At 69.2% G+C, this 16,651-nt stretch carries 13 protein-coding genes; 2 read left to right on the top strand and 11 right to left on the bottom strand.

Annotated features, from left to right (window positions below; all coding sequences use genetic code 11):
• Positions 1-12 precede the first annotated feature (12 nt).
• From G4D86_RS50235 to G4D86_RS50255, 5 genes are read right to left on the bottom strand one after another with little or no spacing between them, the layout of a single operon-like run.
• On the bottom strand, positions 13-903 hold the full coding sequence (locus G4D86_RS50235) for a dihydrodipicolinate synthase family protein (protein ID WP_164002829.1): 891 nt from the start codon (positions 901-903) through the stop codon (positions 13-15).
• The gene (locus tag G4D86_RS50240; RefSeq protein ID WP_164002830.1) at positions 900-2,177 is read right to left on the bottom strand and encodes an NAD(P)/FAD-dependent oxidoreductase; all 1,278 of its coding nucleotides are present in this window, start codon (positions 2,175-2,177) and stop codon (positions 900-902) included. The genes G4D86_RS50235 and G4D86_RS50240 overlap by 4 nt, the downstream gene beginning before the upstream one ends.
• Positions 2,170-2,430: a (2Fe-2S)-binding protein gene (locus G4D86_RS50245; RefSeq protein WP_164002831.1), complete on the bottom strand. Its 261-nt coding sequence runs from the start codon at positions 2,428-2,430 to the stop codon at positions 2,170-2,172. Before G4D86_RS50245 ends, G4D86_RS50240 begins: the two co-directional genes overlap by 8 nt.
• Entirely contained in the window at positions 2,423-3,541 is a 1,119-nt protein-coding gene (locus tag G4D86_RS50250; protein ID WP_164002832.1) for an NAD(P)/FAD-dependent oxidoreductase, read from the bottom strand. Before G4D86_RS50250 ends, G4D86_RS50245 begins: the two co-directional genes overlap by 8 nt.
• Positions 3,538-4,473: a 4-hydroxyproline epimerase gene (locus G4D86_RS50255; protein ID WP_164002833.1), complete on the bottom strand. Its 936-nt coding sequence runs from the start codon at positions 4,471-4,473 to the stop codon at positions 3,538-3,540. Before G4D86_RS50255 ends, G4D86_RS50250 begins: the two co-directional genes overlap by 4 nt.
• Before the next feature lie 421 nt (positions 4,474-4,894).
• On the opposite strand from G4D86_RS50255, the gene G4D86_RS50260 reads away from it, so the two are divergent.
• Positions 4,895-6,139 carry a carboxypeptidase-like regulatory domain-containing protein gene (locus G4D86_RS50260; RefSeq protein WP_164002834.1) on the top strand — a complete coding sequence of 415 codons (1,245 nt, stop codon included), beginning with the start codon at positions 4,895-4,897 and terminating at the stop codon, positions 6,137-6,139.
• A gap of 97 nt (positions 6,140-6,236) precedes the next feature.
• On the opposite strand, the gene G4D86_RS50265 is transcribed toward G4D86_RS50260, so the two are convergent.
• The 4 genes from G4D86_RS50265 to G4D86_RS50280 all read right to left on the bottom strand — a co-directional run bounded on the left by G4D86_RS50265 (position 6,237) and on the right by G4D86_RS50280 (position 9,968).
• Complete coding sequence (locus G4D86_RS50265) at positions 6,237-7,874, bottom strand: Na+/H+ antiporter (RefSeq protein WP_164002835.1); 1,638 nt, start codon at positions 7,872-7,874, stop codon at positions 6,237-6,239.
• A 134-nt stretch (positions 7,875-8,008) separates the two neighbouring features.
• Positions 8,009-8,341 carry a carboxymuconolactone decarboxylase family protein gene (locus G4D86_RS50270; protein WP_164002836.1) on the bottom strand — a complete coding sequence of 111 codons (333 nt, stop codon included), beginning with the start codon at positions 8,339-8,341 and terminating at the stop codon, positions 8,009-8,011.
• A gap of 9 nt (positions 8,342-8,350) precedes the next feature.
• Positions 8,351-8,881 carry a (R)-mandelonitrile lyase gene (locus G4D86_RS50275; protein ID WP_164002837.1) on the bottom strand — a complete coding sequence of 177 codons (531 nt, stop codon included), beginning with the start codon at positions 8,879-8,881 and terminating at the stop codon, positions 8,351-8,353.
• A gap of 37 nt (positions 8,882-8,918) precedes the next feature.
• Positions 8,919-9,968, bottom strand: coding sequence for an NAD(P)-dependent alcohol dehydrogenase (locus tag G4D86_RS50280; RefSeq protein ID WP_164002838.1), 1,050 nt, complete (start codon positions 9,966-9,968; stop codon positions 8,919-8,921).
• 181 nt (positions 9,969-10,149) lie between these two features.
• On the opposite strand from G4D86_RS50280, the gene G4D86_RS50285 reads away from it, so the two are divergent.
• Positions 10,150-11,061 (top strand): LysR family transcriptional regulator, encoded by a 912-nt coding sequence (locus G4D86_RS50285; RefSeq protein ID WP_164002839.1) that lies wholly within the window; start codon positions 10,150-10,152, stop codon positions 11,059-11,061.
• Positions 11,062-11,389: 328 nt separating this feature from the next.
• On the opposite strand, the gene G4D86_RS50290 is transcribed toward G4D86_RS50285, so the two are convergent.
• Positions 11,390-15,088, bottom strand: a complete 3,699-nt coding sequence (locus G4D86_RS50290) for an RCC1 domain-containing protein (protein ID WP_164002840.1) — start codon at positions 15,086-15,088, stop codon at positions 11,390-11,392.
• Between the two features lie 227 nt (positions 15,089-15,315).
• Positions 15,316-15,519 (bottom strand): hypothetical protein, encoded by a 204-nt coding sequence (locus G4D86_RS53630; protein ID WP_240360943.1) that lies wholly within the window; start codon positions 15,517-15,519, stop codon positions 15,316-15,318.
• Between the last annotated feature and the right edge of the window lie 1,132 nt (positions 15,520-16,651).

The raw sequence follows: 16,651 nt of genomic DNA on the forward strand, positions 1-16,651 counted from the left end.
GCGGATCCTCGCTTACAGGGTCGGCCGGTTCGCCAATGCCTCTCGCAGCACGCGCAGACACTCCTCGCGCTCGGCGCCGACCAGCTCCAGCCGGGGGCCGCGGACGCGCTCGTGTCCCCAGCCCACTTCCTGCTGCACCAGCTTGATGAGCTGGACGAACTTCGTCACGGTGTCCAGCCGCAGCAGCGGCAGGAACCACCGGTACAGCGCGAAGGCGGCGTCCTTCTTTCCCGCCATGGCCAGCTCGAACAGGCGCACCGATTCGTCCGGGAAGGCATTCACCAGCCCCGCGACCCAGAAGCGCGCGCCCGCCTCCACGCCCTCCACCAGGCAGTCATCCACGCCCACGCCCAGGGCGAGCCTGTCTCCGAGCAGGGCTCGGATGCCGGTGACGCGCCGGGCATCGGTGGAGGACTCCTTCACCGCGGAGGCGTTGTCGAACTCGGCGGCCAGCTCCGCCAGGTGCGCCGGGGTGAAGTCCGTCCGGTAGGCCACGGGGTTGTTGTAGAGCAGGCACGGCAGCTTCGTGGCGCGGAGGACGGCGGCCACGTGGGCCTTCATCTCGCGCCAGTCGCTGGAATAGACATACGGCGGCAGCACCATCAATCCCGCGCAGCCCGCGTCCTCGGCGGCCTTCGCCAGGCGCACGGCCTCCGCGGTGGAGAGGGCGGCGATGCCCGGAACGACGGGGGTGCTCACCGCCTCCGTGCAGGTGCGCATCAGCGCGGCCTTCTCTTCGAAGGTCAGCGTCGCGCCCTCGCCCAGCGAGCCGCAGGGGATGATGCCGGTACAGCCCCTCGACACGAGCCAGCGCACGTGCGCGCGCACCGCGCCATGGTCGACGGACAGGTCCGCGTTGAAGGGGGTGGTGATGGCGGGAAGGACACCATTCCAGGGGCTCATGACGCTCTCTTCGGGGTGGGTGGGGTTTCAGGAGGAAGGCGGAGGCTGCCGATGCGCGCGGGCAGGCAGGGCGGACGCACGTCCTCGGCGGCCCAGCCGAAGAGGGCCTCCGCCGCGGCGCCGCAGGTGCGGCCCTGGCACGAGCCCATGCCCAGCCGCGCGTACAGCCGGGCCTCGCGTAAATCCCTGCAGCCCTCCAGCGCGGAGAGCGGCACGTCCTCGCAGCGGCACAGCAGCGTCTGTGGCGTGGCGAGCCGGCGCAACTCGGGGCGCGGGGCATCGTGCCGGGCCAGCGCTTCAGCGAAGACGCGTACGCGCCGCCAGGCACTCACCAGCGCGTCCGGGACGGGTTGCTCGGAAGCCGCAAGGCCGGCCATCTCTCCGGTGACGAGGGCCTGGTCCACTCCGCCGATGCCGAGCAATTCGCCCACGGCGTGGATGCGAGGGACGCGTGTCTCCATCCGGTCGTCCACGACGACCGCGCCACGCGACACCTCGCAGCCAAACAGCCGCGCCAGCTCCAGGTTGGGCACGAGCCCCCAGGCCGCGCCCAGGTAGTCACACGCGAGCTCCTCCTCGCGGCCGCCCACGGACATCCGGACGCTCTCGAGCCGGCGCTCGCCGCGTGCCTCCAGGACCCAGGACTCCGTGGCCGTGCGCACTCCTGCGAGCCCCGCCGACAGCACCGCGCCCTGGATCAGCTTGTCCGGATAGCGCCAGAGTTGGAGGGCGAAGCCCCAGTGACGCGCGGCGGGTGCCTGCTCGGCGACGAGAAGGACTTCGCCTCCGTGCGCGTGAATCGTCGCGGCGGCGGCGAGCAGCAGGGGGCCGGTTCCGGCCAGCACCACGCGGCGGTCGCGGATGGGAAGGCCGTCCTTGACGAGGACTTGCAGCCCGCTGACGCCCAGCACTCCCGGCAACGTCCAGCCGGGGAAGGGGAGGAAGCGCTCCCGCGCGCCCGTGGCGAGCACCAGCCGGCCGTAGCGCACCGCGAGCGAGGACGGGCCCTCCTCGACGAGGAGCAGCCCTGGCTCGGGCGCGGCGACGACGCGAGCTCCGGGACGGAAGCGCGCGCCGGAAGCCGCGAAGCGCGACAGCCAGCGGCGGGCGAGCCGGTTCGTGCCCTTGCGTGCCTCGCCGCGCCAGACCTGCCCACCGGGCTCCGGCTGCGCGTCCAGGACGAGCACGTCCAGGCCCGCCTCGGCCGCCCGGCACGCGGCCGCGAGCCCGCCCGGCCCCGCACCGATGACGACGAGATCGCACGCCTCACGCATCGGTGACCACCTCCAGGTCCTCGCGGCAGGGCGTGAGGCACGTCAGGACCTCGGGCACGCCGTCCACGGTGGCGCGGCACTCGAAGCAGACGCCCATGCCGCACAGCGGCCCGCGCGGGCGCCCTCCCAGGTCGCTCCGGCTGACGAAGTCTCCGGCCAGGGCGAGCGCCGCCGCCACCGAGGTGCCCGCGGGCACGGTGAAGGCGCGGCCGTTGATGCGCAGGGTGAGGGCCTTCACCCGGGGCTCAGGCATGGAGGACCTCGAAGCGCGAGGGCGCATAGGGGCGGGCGTCTATGGCGCTGGCGCGTCCGAGCAGCTGGTCCGCCACCAGTTGCGCGCTGCCAGTGGCGGTGGTGATGCCGAGCCCCTCGTGTCCGCAGGCGAGCCACAGCCACGGCTTCCCGGGATGGCGACCGAGCAGCGGCAGGCCATCCGGAGTGGCCGGGCGCAGCCCCGTCCAGACGCGCAGGGCGCGCAGCGCATCGAGCCCCGGGAGGAAGTCGGCGGCGCGCTTCAGCATGCGCTCCAGGATGGCGGGCTCGACCTGGGCACTCCCCACGCCCGGCTGACGCGATGAGCCCAGCAGGAGCTGCCCGGTGACTCGTGGCTGGGCGTTGAAGGCGACCGACGCGCCGTCCGAGCCATGCGCGCTCTTGAGGTAGCCCAGCTCCACGAGCTGGTGACGCACCACCGGCGCACCGCGCTGGGTGATGAGCAGGTGTCCCTTGCGAGGGGAGATGGGCAGGTCCGGGCAGAGCCGGGGGCTGGCCACGCCCGCCGCGAGCACGACGTGGCCCGCGGCGAGGACTTCGCCATTCTCCAGCACCACGCCGTCCGGGCGCAGCTCGGCCACGGGGCAGCCGGGCATCAGCCGGGCTCCACGCTGCTGCGCACGTCGCGCGAAGTGGAGCGCGGCGCGCGGCGGGTACACCACGGCATCGTCCGGAACCCGCAGCGCGCCGACGAGGTCGGGCGTGAGCGCGGGCTCTGCCTCACGGAGCGCGGCGGCGTCCAGCACCTCGGCGCGCACGCCCGCGCCACGGTAGCTCGCGACCTTCGCGGCGATGGCGGCCAGCTCCTCCTCGTCCGTGGCGAGCCAGAGCGTTCCGCACGCGTCGTACTCGACGGCCATCGGCAGGTCGTCCCGCAGCTCGCGCCAGAGCGCCACGGACCAGGCCGTGAGCGCGAGTTCCGGAGCGTTGTCGTCCATCGCCACGAGATGGCCCATGCCGCAGGCGGTGGTTCCCGCGCCAATGGAGCGGGCCTCCACCAGCGCCACGGACAGCCCCTCCGCGCACAGCACGTCCGCGAGCGCCGCGCCGACGATGCCACCGCCGACGATGATGCAGTCGAAGGCGCTCACCCGATGCCCCAGGCGAAGGGGTCCGAGTCGTCGACGAGCAGCGTGGCCTCCGCGTTCACCGACGCCGTGCCGGTGATGGTGGGCAGGATGCGGTCTCCGTCGCGCACGTAGCGCGCTTCGAAGCGGCTGCCGATGATGCTCTCCTGCACCCACGTCGCGCCTTCGGCGAGCGCGCCCTCCGCGGCGAGACACGCGAGCTTGGCGCTCGTTCCAGTGCCGCAGGGTGAGCGGTCATAGGCAAGCCCCGGACACAGGACGAAGTTTCGCGCATCCACGCCCGGCGTGGGCGAGGGCGCATACAGCTCCACATGGTCTATCTCCGCGCCGTCGGTGCCGGTGAGGCCCTGGACAACCAGCGCGTGCTTGATGGCGGACGTGTACGTGGTGAGCGCGGGGATGTGCCGCGGCTCCAGCGGGAGGTGGTGTGCCCGGGAGAGGAAGAACCAGTTGCCACCCCAGGCGATGTCTCCGCGCACCTCGCCGTGGCCGGGGACGGAGAGGGCCACGTCGTGGGCCAGCCGATGGCTGGGCACGTTGGCGATGCTCACGCGCCCATCCGGGTGCAGCGTGGCCCGGACCACGCCCACGGGAGTCTCCAGAGCATGGACTCCGGGGGTGATGCGGCCCAGGTGCTCCAGCGTCTTCACCACGCCGATGGTGCCGTGGCCGCACATGCCCAGGTAGCCGACGTTGTTGAAGAAGATGACGCCCGCGACGCAGGAGGGGAGGGTGGGAGGGCACAGCAGCGCGCCCACCATGACGTCCGAGCCGCGAGGCTCGCAGACGATGGCCTTGCGAAAGGCGTCGAATCGCTCGCGGAAGCGCTCTCGTAGGGTCGACATGTCGCCCGCGCCCAGCTCCGGTCCCCCGTCGGTGACGACGCGGGTGGGTTCGCCGCCGGTATGGCTGTCGATGACACGAATGCGCCGCATGCGGGTGCTCCCTCCGAGCCTCTCGAGGGCTACCCTAGGAACCCTGGGGAGCGGTTTCTTGAGGGTTCCGCGCACGGCGGCGAAGGAATCGCGCAAATGCGTCGTGGCCCGGTGGCATCCCTGGGCACACGACAGGCCCTGAGTAGCGCGGCGTGCCACAGAAGCAAGCGGGCCGTAACCTGTAGCGTCACACGGAGCCGGCGCTTCGGACGCGGCGCGAGGCTCCACAGAGAGAACTCCGCCTCGGGCCGTCATGGCGCGACGGGTGCATCGCGCGCGGCCGGTTCCGCGGGGTGCTTGAGCCCGACCTCGCGGCGCCTGGCGGAGTCAGCCGTGACAATGGCGGTGAGTCATTGCCGCCGCCCCTCCGCCCGTCTCATCCACCTGGAGTCATCCCCTCTCATCGACACGGAGGTCGTTGATGTCGTTGTCCAAGTTCGCAGCAGGGAAGTGGTTGTTGTTCGGAGTGCTGGGTGGGGCCGTGGCGCTGGGGGGCGCATGTGGCTCGCCCGACGCCGAGGTCGAGCAGCAGTCGCAGGAGTCGCAAGCGCTCATCGCCTGTAATCAGGTCGTGGGCGCCACCACCATCTGCGGCACCGTCACCACCGCGTCGGGCGCGGCCATTGCCGGGGCGCAGGTGAGCCTCCAGGGCGTCGTGACGACCACCGCCTCGGATGGCTCGTTCTCCGTTTCCTCGACGTCGCTGATTCCGGGCGCGCCGCTGACCATCAGCGCGGTGGGCTACATGCCGCATGTCGGCGCCGTCACGCGAGACGTCCTCGGCGCCCGCTTCACGTTGCAGACGCTGCACCGGCAGACCTTCTCTGGGGGCCTGGTCCTCGTCACGGACCCTCGCAGTGGCGCAGGCATCCGGGTGGACCTGGAGAAGCTGGCGAGCACCAACGGGAAGTCCATCGTCCGGCCCCTCACGGTCGGCGTGCGCTACATCGACACGGGCCTGATGGCGATGCCGGGGGCCGACGGTGCCACCAACCTGTCCGGCCAGCCGGTCTTCCTGGAGACGCGCGGCGCCATCTACACCGAGGTCCGTGACGCGTCGGGGAGCTTGCTCAAGCTCGCCGCCGGGACGACCGCCCAGGCGTTCATCCCCATCGCGGGGAACATGAACGCGTCCTCTCCGTCGAGCATCGCCCTGTGGTCCATGCCGGTGGGCAGCAATCAGTGGCGCCAGCAGCCGGCCACGGCCACGAAGACGACCAATCCGTCCCGGTGCACGGTCGGCCAGGCCCCCTCATGCAGCGCGGACCAGTGTGACCCGGGCGCCACGAACCGCTACACGGGCAACACCAACGAGATTGGCTTCATCAACGCGGACATCGAGAAGGTCAACCCCGCCTGCATCCGCATCGTGCTGAACGCCGCCGCGCTGCCGCCGGGCACCCCGCTGCCCGTCTGCCTGGACCTGGAGATTGCCATTCCGGGTGGCGGCAATCAGACGCGCACCGTGTGCGTGGGTGATGGCACGGACGTCATGTACAACCTTCCCCCCAACGCCAACATCACCGTGCGCCAGGCGACGGGCTATGGATGCCCGCCGCCGCCCAGCACCAGCCTGGTCGTCAACACGGGCGCTCCGTGGGGCGGCACCGGGGTGCCCGCGCCGAGCCAGTGCAACGGTGTGCTGACGCTTCCTCCGCTGCCTTGAGCCGGACCCGTGGGCGGCGCATCCTGGCGCCGCCCATGGGCGAGTTGCGTCGAGCCTGGGGTGCTGAAGCCCGACCGTGGTGGAGCACGCCGGGGAGTCAAGAAGCGCTTTCGGACTCGGCACTCCGGGTGCGCTGCTGCAGGTCCAGTTCCTCCAGGTCGAGCTCCTGCTCGACGCGCTGGAAGGCCGCATCGCCGATGGTGCCGTCCGCCCGTAGCGCCAGGAGCCGCTGCCGCTCGGCTGCGGTGGCCCTGCGCACGATGATGGCCACTTCGGCGTCGGGCGCTTGAGAGCCACCCGCGGTGGCCCCGGGAGGCACGCTGCCGTCGACGGCAAGCGCCGCCTCGGCCCGCCGGAGCATGACCTCGTAGCGGCGGCGCATCAGCCCCGACATCTCGTCGCCCGGCTGCTCGGACGTGGCCGAGAGCGCGGCGCGCAACGTCTCGACACGGGCGAGCCGGACCTCCCGCTCCACCGAGCCGTCGTCCTCGAGGCGCAGCACGCTCATGAGTGGCCGCAGCGACATCCCCTGCACGACGAGTGTCCCGAGCACGACGGCGAACGCGGTGAAGAGAATCAGGTCGCGATAGGGGAACGCAGGCCCGTCCGCCCCGCCGGCCGGAAGCGCGAGCGCCGCGGCGAGGGTCACGATTCCTCGCATCCCGCACCAGCCGACAATCGAGGCGGCCCCCTTCGACAGGCCCACCGTGTCCTGGCGCCCCGTCTTGTGGTCTGGCACCGGACGGCACCGCCACCGGCTGAACGCAGCGGCGCCCGACACCCATGCGATGCGCGCGACAATCGTCGCGACGCACACCGCGGTCGCGAAGCCGACATATGCGAGCAGCGTGCGCGAGTCGATGCGACCGAGGATTCCCTTCAGCTGGAAGCCGACGAGGATGAAGGCGAGTACGTTCAGCACGAAGACGGCGAACTCCCACACCGCATACGACGGGATGCGGACGCGTGCCGGGACGATGTCCGCGGCGCGGCGGGTGGTCGCCATCGCGAAGACGACGACGGTGAGGATGCCGGAGAGGTGGAGCCGCTCCGCGAGCATCCAGACGGCGAACGTCCCGCAGAACTGCACGACGACCGCGATGGCGACGTCCTGGATTCGCGCGGTCACCCGGAGGATCACACGCGACAGCACGAACCCGAGCACCACGCTGCCCACGGTGACGACGAAGAGCATCGGGATGGCACTCGCCGGCGATATCGTCCCCGCGAGCGCCGCGCCGACAGCAAGGCGGTAGACCAGGAGCGCGCTCGCATCGTTGAACAGGCTCTCGCCCTCGAGGATGACGAGGAGCCGATGCGGCGGACGGAGCTGCTTGAGCACGGCGGTCGCGGCCGCCGCGTCAGGAGGCGCCACGATTGCGCCGAGCGCGATGGCGACGGCCCAGGGCATGTCCGGCACGAGCAGGCGGGCCACCACCGCGACGACGACGATGGTGAGCCCGACGGCGCCGACGGCGAGGCTGACGACGGTCCGCCAGTTCGCCCGCAGGTCGCGCTGGGACGAGTCGAACGCGGCGTCCAGCAGCACCGGCGCGACGAAGAGCGTGAGCGCGAGCTCGGGGTCCAGGACCAGGGTCGGCGTGCCGGGGACGAGCGCCAGGCCCGCGCCGGCAAGCGCCACCATCGCCGGGTAGGGGACCCCGATGCGCTTAGAGAGCGCGGTGAGGCCCGCACCGACGAGCAACAGGGCGATGATGATCTCGAAGACATGCATGCGGGATGACCTCTGCGGCCCTGGGGTGTTGCCGCATCTTGCGCCCGGGGGCGCGTGAGGGACAGACCGCTTCCGTTGCGGCGCCTGGCCCTGGGACTCTCGAGCTTCGCGGCGAGTACCAGACCGGGCAGACCTCAGGGCTGCTTCTTCTCCAGTAGCTCCTTGGCGCGCGCGATGGCGGACATGGCGCTGGGCCAGCCGACGTAGAACGCCAGGTGGGTGATGAGCTCGACGAGCTCCTCCTGCGTCACGCCGTTTTCGAGGGCTCGCGGGAAGTGGAAGTTCATCTGGTCGGTCTTGCCAGTTGCTACGAGCGCCGCGCAGGTAATCAGGCTGCGGTCTCGCTTGGAGAGCTGCGGCCGCTCCCAGACGTCGCCGAACAGCACGTCGTCCGTGAGCTCAACCAGCTTCGGCGCGAAGTCGCCGAGGGCCTTCTGTGCGGCGGTGACAGGCTTTTGGGTATCCATGTGCGTTCCTCAAGGTTGACCGGAGTACTGAGCGTCGCTGACCTTCTCCATCCATTCGACGGCTTTGCCGTCGACCGTTTCCTGGATGGCGATATGGGTCATCGCGGTGTTGGGTGAAGCGCCATGCCAGTGTTTTTCACCGGGCGGGGTCCAGACCACATCACCGGGCCGGATCTCCTCGATGGGGCCGCCCCAGCGCTGTACCCGGCCGGAGCCGGCTGTGACGATCAGGGTCTGCCCGAGCGGATGGCTGTGCCACGCGGAGCGGGCACCAGGCTCGAACGTGACGTAGGCGCCGGAGGTGCGTGAGGGAGCGGTCGCCTGGAACAGCGGGTCGACGCGGACGGAACCGGTGAAGTTCTCGGCGGGTCCCTTGCTGGAGGGCTGCGAGCCGTTTCGCGCGATCTTCAGTCCCTGGGAGGCTCCGCGTGGGGCGGCCGGAGGAGAACCCGCTCCCGTGGTGGCTCCTGGTTTGTTTGTCTGGGCGAACGCCGGAGCGAGCAGGGCAAGCGACACGGCGGTCGCGGCAAGCAGTTTCATTTTCGTCCTCCGATTCAGTGATGGGATTGCGCGTGGTTCAGCTCTCCAGGCTCGCCATGTCGATGACGAAGCGGTAGCGGACGTCGCTCTTCAGCACCCGCTCGTAGGCTTCGTTGATCTTCTGGATGGGGATGAGCTCGATGTCCGAGACGATGCCGTGCTTCGCGCAGTGGTCGAGCATCTCCTGTGTCTCGGCGATACCGCCGATGACGGAGCCCAGGAGCCGCCTGCCGCCGAGGATGAGCGAGAACGGGTGGAGCGGCGTGGCGGTCGCCGGGGCGCCGACGATGGCCATGGTGCCGCGCGGGCGCAGCAGGCCGAGGTACGCGTTGTAGTCGTGCGGCGCGGAGACGGTGTCGATGATGAGGTCGAGCTTGCCCGCCAGTTGCTGGAAGGCCGACCCGTCCTTCGTCACCACGAAGTCGGTGGCGCCGAGCCGGCGGGCGTCGGCCTCCTTCCCTCCGGACGTGCTGAGGACCGTGACTTTGGCCCCCATCGACACCGCCAGCTTCACCGCCATGTGGCCCAGCCCTCCGAGGCCGACCACGCCCACGTGGTCGCCGGGCTTGCAGCCCACCTGGCGCAGCGGCGAGTACGTGGTGATGCCGGCGCACAGGAGCGGGGCGGCGGCAGCCGGGTCAAGGCCCGCGGGGACGCGAAGGGCGAAGCGCTCGTCGACGACGAGGCGGCTGGAGTAGCCGCCGTAGGTGCGAGTCTTCCGGTCCATCTCGGTGCTGTTGTAGGTGCCGGCCATCCCCTTCTGGCAGAACTGCTCGAGGTTCTCGGTGCAGGGGGCGCAGGTGCGGCAGGAGTCGACCATGCAGCCCACGCCAGCGATGTCTCCGACCTTGAACTTGGAGACCTCGGCGCCAAGCCGCGAGACGCGACCGACGATTTCGTGCCCGGGAACCATGGGGAAGACGCCGCCGGACCACTCGTCGCGCGCCTGGTGGATGTCGGAGTGGCACACGCCACAGAACATGATGTCGAGGACGACGTCGTGCGGCCCGGGTTCACGACGGTCGATGGTCATGGGTGCGAGCGGCTTTCCCGCGGCGGGAACGCCCCAAGCCTGGCTCTTCTGCATTTCGTGACTCCTGGGTGAGGGGAGGGGAGAACCTCCGATGATGTCCAGAGAGATACGGTCCTCCCCCGCACAGGACTAGGCACCAAGACGCCAATGGGCTTTTAAGCTCTGATTGACAATGTCGAGCGCCGCCGAGGGGGCGGCCGGGCAATGCCCCCGTGGCCTCGAAGGGACTCTCGCGATGCAGACGGCTCCTTTCCCGCAGCTCCAGGTGTTTCTCGCCGTGGCCCGCCTGCGCAGCTTCAGCGGCGCGGCGCGCGAGCTTGGCGTGTCCACGGCCGCGGTCAGTCAGGCGGTGCGGCAGCTCGAGGAGAAGCTGCGCGTGGTGCTGCTCACCCGCACGACGCGCAGCGTGTCGCCGACGGAAGCAGGGCGGCGCCTGCTGGAGAGTGCGGGCCCGGCGCTCGGACAGGCGCTCGCTGCACTGACGGAGGTCTCTGCCCAGCCGGGCGAGGTGGTGGGCCGGTTGCGGCTGTCGGTGCCGCGGATGGCGGTGCCCTTCATCATCGCGCCGGTGCTGCCCACCTTTCGCGCGCGTCACCCGCGGGTGGAAGTGGAAGTCGTCATCGAGGAGCGCTTCGTGGACATCGTGGCGGAGGGCTACGACGCGGGCGTGCGGCTGAGCGAGGCCATCGAGCGCGACATGGTGCAGGTGCGGCTCACCGACGCCTTCCGCTTCGTGGTGGTGGGTGCACCCGACTACCTCGCGCGCCACGGGACGCCCCAGCGCCCCGAGGATCTGCTGCGCCACGAGTGCATCACCTTCCGCTCGCGGACGACGGGGGCGCTCTACGCCTGGGAGCTGGAGCGGGGCCGCAGGAACTGGCGCGTGCCGGTGCGCGGGGGCGTCGTCACCAACGACCACCTTCTGAGCCTGTCGTTGGCAGCGGAAGGCCTGGGGCTGGCGTATGCCTTCGAGCCGGCGGTGGAGGAGCAACTGCGCACCGGGCGGCTGGAGCGGGTGCTCGAAGCCTATGCACCGACGGTTCCCGGCTTCTTCCTCTACTACCCCAGCCGGGCACAGCGCTCCGCGCCACTGCGCCTCTTCGTCGAGGCGGCGAGGGAACTGGCCGCGAAGACAGGGGCCACATAGTTTCCCAAAGGTACCTTATTGGACGTGGGCATTTTGGGCACGTCCGAGCCTGAACCGGTTCCCTGGGCGCTTCGACGCTTCGGTTGGCCCGAGTGGACACCAACCACGGACTGGGCGCCCGGCAATTGCGGGCGCCCAGCGTGGCATCAGTTACTGTGCAGGACGCTTACCGTCGGCACGGGGGTTTAGGTGCCGAGAGTCGTTCCATCAGCCGCCGCCGCACTTCTAGTTGTCCGGGCCTCAGCCTGAACGGTTGCCGCACCTCCATCACCATCCCCCCTTTCACCAGTTCAACTGCGCTGGTGTTTAGGGGACATCCCAAGGCGATTTAGAAGCCGCAAGCCATTGCGCGGGTTGAAGCAATCCGGATGGTCACCCTCGGCCAACCCGCGGGGCCCGGGCTCCAGCCATCGGCGTAGCACTCGGGATCGGCGTCCGCCGGACTTATTATGAAGTGCATGCCGTTGATTCCCCATTCACTGCACCAGCCCCAGGCGTAGCTGGCGCACTCTGAACCGAAGATGTTCACATAGCCTGTGGTGGTCGGACCATACCACGGAGAGCCGGAGGGACCTGGCCGAGCGTACTTATTCCACGACCCAGACACGGGGCTGCCGCCGCTTACAGCCAGCGCCATGTACTGGTCGGCGTACCACCTCGCATTCTCCGAACACCAAGCGCCCCCGAAGGCCCCCCCGTTGGTCAACTCGACGAAGATAAAGTCCGAGGAGACGGGGCCTGCTCCAGCGAAGAAATCGTAGAGTTCATGGAAACCCACGTCATTGGTGTGAGTATCAATGAAGCCAAACCGCCGCGCACTATCGACCAGATTGATCACGTTGATGTCCCCGGGCCTGATGGTCGCATAAGTCGCATCCGAGCCGGTGGTAGCTGAGAAGACGATGGAGTAGGACTGGTTGCCGTCGGGGAAGTCGTCATCCACGCCCGTGATGGTCGCCTTCTGAGGAGTGGTCCAATTGGAAGGTGTGAAGGTAAAGCTCTTTGGAGAGACGGTGCCCTCGGTGGTGTCGTTGCTGTCGAAGTTCACTGTCACGTCGGCGAACGGCTGCGAGGTGAGTCGAACAGTGAAGATCGCCGGGCCGCCGAACTCGTTGGTTGGACCACTGATGTCAGTCACCGCGAAGCCAACTGAATCGTCGTCCGTGTTGGTGAGATTGACGTTGGTCGGGGTCACCGCCGCATATGCCGCATCGGAACTGGTGGTGGCGGAGAAGACGATGGCGTAGGGCTGGTTGCCATCGGCGAGTGCGTCATCCACGCCCGCGATGGTCACCGTCTGGGGTGCCTTCCAGTTCGCCGGAGTGAAGGTGAGGCTCTTGGTGGCCACGGTGCCTTCACGGGTGTCGTTGCTGTCGAAGTGGACAGTCACATTCCCTGTCGGCTGAGCGTTGAGGACAACGGTGAAGGTGGCCTGCCCTCCTGCCTCCGTGGTGCTGCCGTTCGGAGCGCTGACGGTGATTCCCGCCGGAAAGCCCTCGTCCACCGCGCCGTTGCAGTTGTTGTCCACGCCGTCGCTCACCTCCGTTGCACCGGGCTTGATGGCCGCGCTGGAGTCGTCGCAGTCGTTGGCGGCTGAGACGTAGCCGACGGGCTGGCTGCACTTCTGCAGGGTATTGGTCGAGGTGCCGTAGGTGTCGCCATCCACGTCCCGGTACCACGTCAGGAGGGCAATACCCTCGTCCACCGCGCCGCTGCAGTTGTTGTCCACGCCGTCGCACACCTCCGCCGCGCCGGGCTTGATGGCCGCGCTGGTGTCGTTGCAGTCGTTGGCGACCGCCACATAGCCCGTGGGCTTCCCGCAGGCCTGAGTGGACTGGGCTGCGTCGCCAAAGCCGTCACCGTCCGCATCGCGGTACCACGCGCTCAGCACCCCCTCGTCCACCTGCGCGTCACAGTCGTTGTCCAGCGCGTCGCACACCTCGGTGCCTCCGGGCTTGATGGCCGCGTTGCTGTCATCGCAGTCGCTCGCGTCCGAGACGAAGCCCGCGGGCTGACGGCAGTTCTGCAAGGTGTTGCTCACATTGCCGGTGCCGTCTCCATCCGCGTCGCGGTACCATGCCTGGGTTGGCACGCCTTCGTCGGCCTGCGCGTCACAGTCGTTGTCGACGCCGTCGCACGCCTCCACGGCACCAGGATGGAACACTGCGCTGGTGTCATTGCAGTCTCCGGAATTCGGCGCGTATCCGGAGGGGCGCGAGCAGGCCTGCACCGACTGGGACGTCAGGCCGTAGTTGTCGCCGTCCACGTCCCGATACCACGCCTGGAAGGCCAGCTCATCGTCCACCTGCCCGTCACAGTCGTTGTCCGCGCCGTCGCACACCTCGGACGAGGCCCCCCGCGTCGGCGCGCACTCGAGGGCGCCGTGGGTGCAGTACGTCACCCCTTCCCCGCACACTCCCTGCTGCCCCGTGGCGCACGCCTGCAGCCCTCCCGGGTTGCCGTCGTCCACCGCGCCGTCGCAGTCGTTGTCCAGGCCGTCGCACTGCTCGGCGGATGCGGCCTGGCGCTGCTGGCACACCACGCTGGCGTTGGTGCATGCCGTCACTCCCGCCGCGCACACACCCGGCTGCCCAGTCGAGCAATTCTCCCCGCCGCTGGGATTGCCGTCGTCCACCGCGCCGTCGCAGTTGTCGTCCATCCCGTTGCAGGACTCCGGAGCACCCGGGTACGTAGCTGCCGTGTAGTCGTCGCAGTCGACTTCCTCCACGTAGCCCGGAGACGGCTCGCACGCCTGCTCGGAGAGGTACTCGTCTCCAAATCCGTCCATGTCGCCGTCGAAGTAGAACGTGTTGACGAGCAGGGCCTGCGCAGGTGCCGTCACCGGCGTGCTCGAGGTGCTGCCCGTGCCGAGCTGGCCCTGGCTGTTGTTGCCCCAGGCCCACATGGGGCAGCCGGGCCGCAGCGCCAGCGCGTGCTGAGCACCGGCCGCCAGGGCCTTCGCATCCGCAAGCCCCGTCACGCCCACCGGCGAGGCGCTATTCACCGTGGTACCGGTGCCGAGCTGTCCGGCTGCGTTATGGCCCCACGCCGTGGCGAAGCCGTTGCCGATGATGGCCAGCGAGCTGTTGTGCCCCGCGACGAGGGCCGTCACCGCGAACACGCCACTCACCGGCGTGGGGGCCAGCACGGGTGTGGAGCTGGCACTGCCCGTACCCACCTGCCCGAAGGTGTTCTGCCCCCAGGCCCACACGTTGCCGAACTGCTCATCCACGATGAGCGAGTGGCCGGCGCCCGCGGCAACCGCCGTGGCGCGCGGCAGCCCCGCCACCTGCACCGGCGTCAGCACCGTGGTGCTGGTGGCGCCCGTGCCCACCTGAGCCGACGTATTCAAACCCCAGCCCCACACCCTTCCCTCCGCGTCCAGCGCCAGCACGTGGTTGACGCCCGCGGCCATGGAGCGGATGGTGGGCAGCGCCGTCACTACGGCCGGAGTGGACACCGAGGCGCTCGTGGCGCCCGTACCCACCTGCCCGGACGCGTTCTGCCCCCACGCCCACAGCCGGCCATCCGTCCCCAGCGCGAGTGAGAAGTTCCCATTGGCCGCGATGGCCTGGATGCCGGAGAGCGCCGTCACCTTCGTCGGCACCAGCACCGTTCCACCGGCACTGCCGAGGCCCGCCTGGCCGGAAGCATTCTGGCCCCACGCCCACACGTTGCCGCTCACATCCAGCGCCAGTGAGTGGGCGATACCCGCCGCTAGGGCCTTGATGGCGGGCAGTCCGTTCACCTGGGTGGGTTGGGAAACGGGCGTGCTGCTGGCGCTGCCCGTGCCCACCTGCCCGGCCACATTCTGTCCCCAAGCCCAGACGGTGCCATCCTTCCTCAGGAACAGTGAGTGGTAGGCGCCCGCCGCCACACCCTGCGGCACCTTCACCGCGGTGAGCTCCTGAGTCGCCGTAGCAGCCTCGACGTCACCGTCAGCCACCGGCTGCTGCTCACCACAGCCCATGGCCGCGAAGATGCCGACGGCCAGCATCACCAGCCAGATTCTGCTCTCTCGTCTCATTGAAGCCCCCCTCGTGAGTGCGACTGCCTTGCCCCTTCCCGAAGCAGCGCGGCGCCATTCGTGTGCAGGCGTGGTGGGAATGGGGATGGCACTTGTACGTGAAGTGCGAGCGCCGCCGCGACTGAGTCAGCCGCGCACCAGGGCAGCCGAGGCGGCCCTCGCTTCGCAGACGTCTGCAAAGGTACCCAATGGCCGCTCAGCGCGAGCGGTAGGTGGAAGCCGGAACTTCAGTTCGGCAACTCATAGGCATAGAGAAAGTCGAAAGTGCCGTAGGTGCAGCCCCCCGCGCGCGAAAACTCCATGAGTTGGATCTGGTGCGTGCCCGCCGCGAGGTTGAGCACGGCGTTGACCGAAGCGGAACCGCCGCAGTCATAGCTGTAGGCCATGCCAAGCCCCTCAGGATCGAGCCGTATCGTGCCGTTGACCTTCACGGTGAGATCGCCGCCAACGCACCTGTTCGGCCTGCTCAGCCGTACTTGGGCGTGGAGGATGACAGGCCGCCCGAGAGTCGTAATCGTCATGGGATCGAGGGAAGGCACCGGAACCCAAGAATCGGAGGTAACACATGTCAGCTCAGGGAAGGTCCTGCTAGTGGCTACGACATAATTCAGCGGTAGGGAGAGCCCTGGGACTCCCTGCGGCCCCCTGTCTCCTTGAGCCCCCTGGGGACCTCGCGCTCCTGGAGGCCCTTGGGGACCAGTCTCACCCGTAGGGCCGGTATCGCCCTTGTCGCCCTTGGGACCTTGAGGCCCGATAAGGCCCGGGGCACCGGTGTCGCCCCTATCGCCCTTGGGGCCGATGGCACCCGCGATGCCCTGGATGCCCTGGGCACCAGGATCGCCCTTGAGACCCGGGAGGCCCTGGGGGCCAATGTCGCCCTTGTCACCCTTGGGGCCCTGGGCACCGACATCTCCCTTGTCGCCCTTGGGGCCCTGCGAGCCGGTGGGACCGCTCCCCCCCTGAGGACCAGCAGGCCCCTGAGCTCCCTGCGGTCCTGCCGGGCCACCCGTTCCGATGCTGACGTTGAAGCGGTCGTAGCCAGGCGCCTCGAGGTCCAGAGATGTCACAGTCAGGAGGTAGGTACCAGGTTGCGCCGCAATCTCAGCCGGCAGGTGCGCCACCACCGTCGTCGTGCTGGTGCTGAGAACGATAAGCCCCGCGCCGGCGAGGCTGACTGCTGGTGCGGAAGGGCCGAAGTTCTCGCCGAAGATGATGAGTTGTTGGTCGGCAAGGTCAACGGTGACGCTTGTGATATAGAGCGGGGCCTGCGCACCGCTGGTGAGTGGAAACGCAAGAAGGAGTGCCAGAAGGTACTGGAGGGGCAGTCGATATTTTCGAAGCATTGGTACACGTCCGACTGGTGGGTGGAGGGGACGGCTAACGAAGGATTGAAGGTGTCTACTTGCGCGGAGGTTCGGCGGGGAAAGGCATGTATACGGTGAGCGTCAAGGAAGATGTCGCGTGAGAGGATTCAGCCGATGCGCTTCATCTCCTGGACGGCCGGGGTGAGGTTCGGAGAGGGGCCGAGACGGACAGGGCCCGCTGGCGTCCAGTCGCGCGTGT

Origin of the sequence: Pyxidicoccus caerfyrddinensis (assembly GCF_010894405.1) — a bacterium.
GTDB classification, from domain to species: domain Bacteria; phylum Myxococcota; class Myxococcia; order Myxococcales; family Myxococcaceae; genus Myxococcus; species Myxococcus caerfyrddinensis.